The following is a 3,684-nucleotide window of genomic DNA, read 5'->3' as shown; positions in this document are numbered from 1 at the left end:
TCGCCAGTGGCGGTAGCCATTGGTAACTGATTTAGAGGAGGAGAGTCTTGAAGTTTCGGGTGCGATAAGGCTACACTGAAAGGACAGTTTTGGTGACTGTGCTCCTCCAAGCCAGTTACCTACGGAAAAAAGAGTTGGTAGCTCTTACTTCCGGCAAACGAACCACCGTTGGTAGCGGTGGTTTTTTTGTTTACAGCGAATGAGATTACTAGTAGCGAAAAAGGATCACAAGAAGATCTTCCTCAAAAAAACCAGATAGTCGCTACATGACATTACATTGATGTAAAATTCAGATAATATAAATCTCATGATGAGAGAATCTAACGCAGGAAAAATATAAAAAATGAACTCTGTATGGCCTGAATGGATTGTTAACTTAGGAATTATAGCAACCCTTATTGGTACCGTGATTACTTTCTTTGTTCTTTATCAAACATCACGACTATCAAGAATATACAATAAAAAGATAGGTGGCGATTTTCTCACTGCAAATCTTAAAAAGTCATATGAGAAATTCAGCACAAAAATAAAATTATTAAAGAAAGAAACACTAACAACGGATGAAAACGACCTCAAGCACGAGTTCTGGAGTTTAATTACTGAATGCAATGGGTATGTAAATATCTGCAAGGAAGATGATACTGACAAATCCATATATTTACATGTTGCTAAATTTAAATCCGAGACAATAAATTTACAAGGCACCAGAAACGTAAAAGATCACCTAACATATGACAGCATATGGTCTTACTATAACAGCCTTTCGGTTCTTCATGAAGCGCTTAGGAACATGCAATCAATGAGTGCTCAAAAGGTATAAGGAAGATAAAATGAACTTTGATGAAATTTCATTTATAAATGAAGTATTCAAAAGAACCGTTGAAGGTAATATCACATGGTCACTTTCACACTCTATTCCTTCAGTTATTTACTTTAAGAGTGAAATGACCATAACTTCTTGCTACCAGTCATCACCTTTAAATAACGGCGCTACTCTTTATATTTACCGTTATCGCATACCTGAATACTATGGTGATCATGATGCTTTTTTTAATATAGAAAAAATAAGATTATCGGCCATTCAATATGATCAGATCTCATGGCAAAGCAATGCAGATTCAGCGCCGATATATAACCTAATTGATTACATAAGTTCTAGATATTCAGGAATAGGTGATTTTTTTTCTTAATTTTATTAGTGTTACTCAATAAAAAAGCCTCCTATAGAGAGGCTTTTTTCACGTATGAACCCGCCACACCAGTTTCATTTACCATCACATCACTTGGGCGCACCGCCCCGGACAGGTTCAGCGCGAATGTGGCATCAGCCCGGTAAAACCGGCAGTAAACTCCCCGGTAAACCGCGCCGCCTGCGCCCGATAAATTTTTCCGAACTGCATAGCCATGCAGCCGGATGAATGGCACAGGCTTTCAGCGAAAATCGCCGCCGAAAGCCCCGTTTTATCCGGTTTTTTACAACGACGGACCGTCATACGTCCGCTGTCGTTGTGATCGCTCCAGCTCCAGCGCTTTCTGATGCTGCGCCGCCCGCTCCTGCTCACGGTGTGCCTCTATTCCGTTCAGCCTTGCGACAACCGGCGCAGCTGCTCGCTCAAACTCTGCACCTGCCTGCTCAAGCCCGTGACGCGCTCGCTCAGCGCCGCGTTCTCCCGTTGCATAAGACCAGACATCGTCCGCCATTCCGCGAAGGCGTTCTCCCACTCGTCCAGCCTTTTCGAGTAGTCCTGCTGTAGCTGCTCTAATGCGCTCAGCAACTGTTTTTCCAGCTCCGTCATGTGCTATTTCCCCGCCAGTATCATCCAGCTCGAATCCTCTCCGAACCGTCCCGCTTCCGGGTTCACCCGCACGCAGCGGCGTCTCTGCTCGCCGCAGGTCGAGAGCTGCACTCCGCCGTTTCGCTCGGACAGCATAGCCTGCGTGCTCTTCTGCTCCCGGATGGTCGTGTAATTGTCGATCATCTGCTGCCCCTGCCACCACAGAATGCCCGCGCTCGACGCGATCAGCAGCGCGGAGACTAGGACGATGGTCAGCCACGTCTGGCTGACCATCCGCAGCATCCCTTTCGTGCGCTGGCTCATGGCTGAGGACAGCTTCCGGTCGTGGTCGAGGATGGCGGCGCTGATTCTCTTCTCGCTTTCGTTCAGTTCCGCTCTGACAGACTTCTCGTGCTCGCTGAATGCGGCTTTCAGCATCTCGCCGGTAGTCTGCTGCTGCGCTTTCGATTTCTGCTCTAAGTCCTTCGCCAGCGTTAAAAGACTGTTCATAGATGGCTCCCTTCAGTCGGATGTTTCGGCCCCCGTCCGGATCGGCAATGCTGATGCTGCTTTTTGTGGTGCGCACCACCTCAAAACCTGCGCTTTCCAGCGCCTCAGTGACGTCCTGACGCGTTTTCAGCTCCCCGGACGAGGCTAAGGCCAGTAAACCCCGCGTAATCGCCTGCGCTGCTTCCTGCTTCACTTTCGGCATTGCGGACGGCGTGACCAGCGCCCGCCGGTTCTCTGGCGCATTCGGGTCGTGCAGCCCCAGTCTGCCGTTCACGATGGTCTGCCAGGCATCGATGCGCGGTCGGTCGGCGCGGTCGTAATACGGCTGGAGCCGCTTGCCTGTGAGCAGCTCCGTGTTCGGGATCAGGAAGTTGAGCTCCAGCCGCCCCTTGTCCTGGTGCTCAACCCACAGCACGCTGTACTGGTCTTTATCGAGTCCGGGCATCAGAACCCGCTCAAAGCTCGCCATCAGCTTTTCTCGCTGGCCGGGTGGTAAGTCCTCTTCGGCAAAGGACAGAACGCCGGAGGTGTACTTTTTGGCGTAGGGCGAGGCGTCGATAAGCTCCCGGACTTCCTCCGGCTTACCCTGCAGGACAGTGGCGCCGTCGCGCTGCCGGTCTTTCCCCAGCAGATAATCCACCGGACCGGCGCCGCCGCCGCGCCCTCGCGGGTGAAACTTAACGATCATCGTCTGTCCCCTTTTCCAGCACGGCGTGCCGCAGCCGCTCAAGTCCGGCATCGATGGCCATCAGCGTGGCGACGACCTGCACGCGGTCGTGCCCGGTACCGCCACCGGCGTTAACCTGCCGGGCAATCTGATTGAGGTTGTTACCCATGCCGGCAAGCTGACGAAGCAGCGCCGGCGAAATGGAGGGAAGTTTGCCGGCGCGGGCGGGCTTCTCATCCAGACACGTCTGCCGCATCCAGGCCGCAAGCTGCTTACCGTCACAGCGCTCCAGCAGACGGCGGTACTCATCTTCGGTCACCCACATCGTGAGCATTTTGCTGCGTTTTTCTGTCAATCCAACCTCCTGATAACGCCGGGAGGGCGGGAAATCTTTTCCCGGTCGGCGCGGCGTTGGACAAGCCGCAGGCGCGTCAGTGACTTTTAGCGGGTTTCGGGGCGCAGCCCTGAACCAGTCACGTAGCGCTAGCGGAGTGTATACTGGCTTAATATGTTACGGCGGAGTGGTAATTTATGAAAGTGCTTCATGTGACAGGGAAAAATGCGGCCTCGGTGTGTAAGTGCGAAATACAGGTAACGATGAAATGACGCCTCCTCGCTCACTCGGTCGCTGCGCTCCTGCCGTGAGACTGCGGCGGGCGTTACAGGCTCAGAAGTAACGGAATAAACGAGTAGCGGTCAAATCAGGAAAAGACGGGAAAAAGATGCGGCGTT

General features: G+C 51.7%; 6 protein-coding genes and 1 pseudogene. 2 read left to right on the top strand and 5 right to left on the bottom strand.

Annotation, left to right across the window (positions count from 1 at the left end):
- Positions 1 to 343: 343 nt before the first annotated feature.
- Both KCR01S_RS23445 and KCR01S_RS25295 read left to right on the top strand, forming a co-directional pair.
- Positions 344 to 820 carry a hypothetical protein gene (locus KCR01S_RS23445; protein WP_061285254.1) on the top strand — a complete coding sequence of 159 codons (477 nt, stop codon included), beginning with the start codon at positions 344 to 346 and terminating at the stop codon, positions 818 to 820.
- Positions 821 to 830: 10 nt separating this feature from the next.
- Complete coding sequence (locus KCR01S_RS25295) at positions 831 to 1,190, top strand: hypothetical protein (protein WP_072277229.1); 360 nt, start codon at positions 831 to 833, stop codon at positions 1,188 to 1,190.
- Between the two features lie 117 nt (positions 1,191 to 1,307).
- Here the strand turns inward: KCR01S_RS25295 and KCR01S_RS23440 are convergent, their stop codons facing one another.
- The 5 genes and pseudogenes from KCR01S_RS23440 to KCR01S_RS23430 all read right to left on the bottom strand — a co-directional run bounded on the left by KCR01S_RS23440 (position 1,308) and on the right by KCR01S_RS23430 (position 3,286).
- Entirely contained in the window at positions 1,308 to 1,562 is a 255-nt protein-coding gene (locus KCR01S_RS23440; protein ID WP_145953670.1) for a hypothetical protein, read from the bottom strand.
- 18 nt (positions 1,563 to 1,580) lie between these two features.
- Positions 1,581 to 1,796, bottom strand: a complete 216-nt coding sequence (locus KCR01S_RS25290; protein WP_000137421.1) for an MbeD family mobilization/exclusion protein — start codon at positions 1,794 to 1,796, stop codon at positions 1,581 to 1,583.
- Between the two features lie 3 nt (positions 1,797 to 1,799).
- Positions 1,800 to 2,285: an MbeB family mobilization protein gene (locus KCR01S_RS25285; protein WP_145953671.1), complete on the bottom strand. Its 486-nt coding sequence runs from the start codon at positions 2,283 to 2,285 to the stop codon at positions 1,800 to 1,802.
- A 370-nt stretch (positions 2,286 to 2,655) separates the two neighbouring features.
- Positions 2,656 to 2,973: pseudogene (locus KCR01S_RS25925) on the bottom strand (plasmid mobilization relaxase MbeA); the annotation flags it as partial.
- Positions 2,963 to 3,286: a MobC family plasmid mobilization relaxosome protein gene (locus KCR01S_RS23430; protein ID WP_174522468.1), complete on the bottom strand. Its 324-nt coding sequence runs from the start codon at positions 3,284 to 3,286 to the stop codon at positions 2,963 to 2,965. The pseudogene KCR01S_RS25925 and the gene KCR01S_RS23430, both read right to left, overlap by 11 nt.
- Positions 3,287 to 3,684 lie beyond the last annotated feature (398 nt).

The sequence above is a fragment of the Kluyvera cryocrescens NBRC 102467 genome, assembly GCF_001571285.1.
In the GTDB taxonomy this organism is placed as follows: domain Bacteria; phylum Pseudomonadota; class Gammaproteobacteria; order Enterobacterales; family Enterobacteriaceae; genus Kluyvera; species Kluyvera cryocrescens.
The sequence above is the reverse complement of the archived record's forward strand: the minus strand, read 5'-3'. Positions and strand labels throughout refer to the sequence as shown.

What these genes read in the sequence shown, in the direction of transcription:
- KCR01S_RS23445 (WP_061285254.1), top strand. Translation starts at nt 344, where the DNA reads ATGAACTCTGTATGGCCTGAATGGATTGTTAACTTAGGAATTATAGCA.
- KCR01S_RS25285 (WP_145953671.1), bottom strand. Translation starts at nt 2,285, where the DNA reads ATGAACAGTCTTTTAACGCTGGCGAAGGACTTAGAGCAGAAATCGAAA.
- KCR01S_RS25290 (WP_000137421.1), bottom strand. Translation starts at nt 1,796, where the DNA reads ATGACGGAGCTGGAAAAACAGTTGCTGAGCGCATTAGAGCAGCTACAG.
- KCR01S_RS23430 (WP_174522468.1), bottom strand. Translation starts at nt 3,286, where the DNA reads ATGCTCACGATGTGGGTGACCGAAGATGAGTACCGCCGTCTGCTGGAG.
- KCR01S_RS25295 (WP_072277229.1), top strand. Translation starts at nt 831, where the DNA reads ATGAACTTTGATGAAATTTCATTTATAAATGAAGTATTCAAAAGAACC.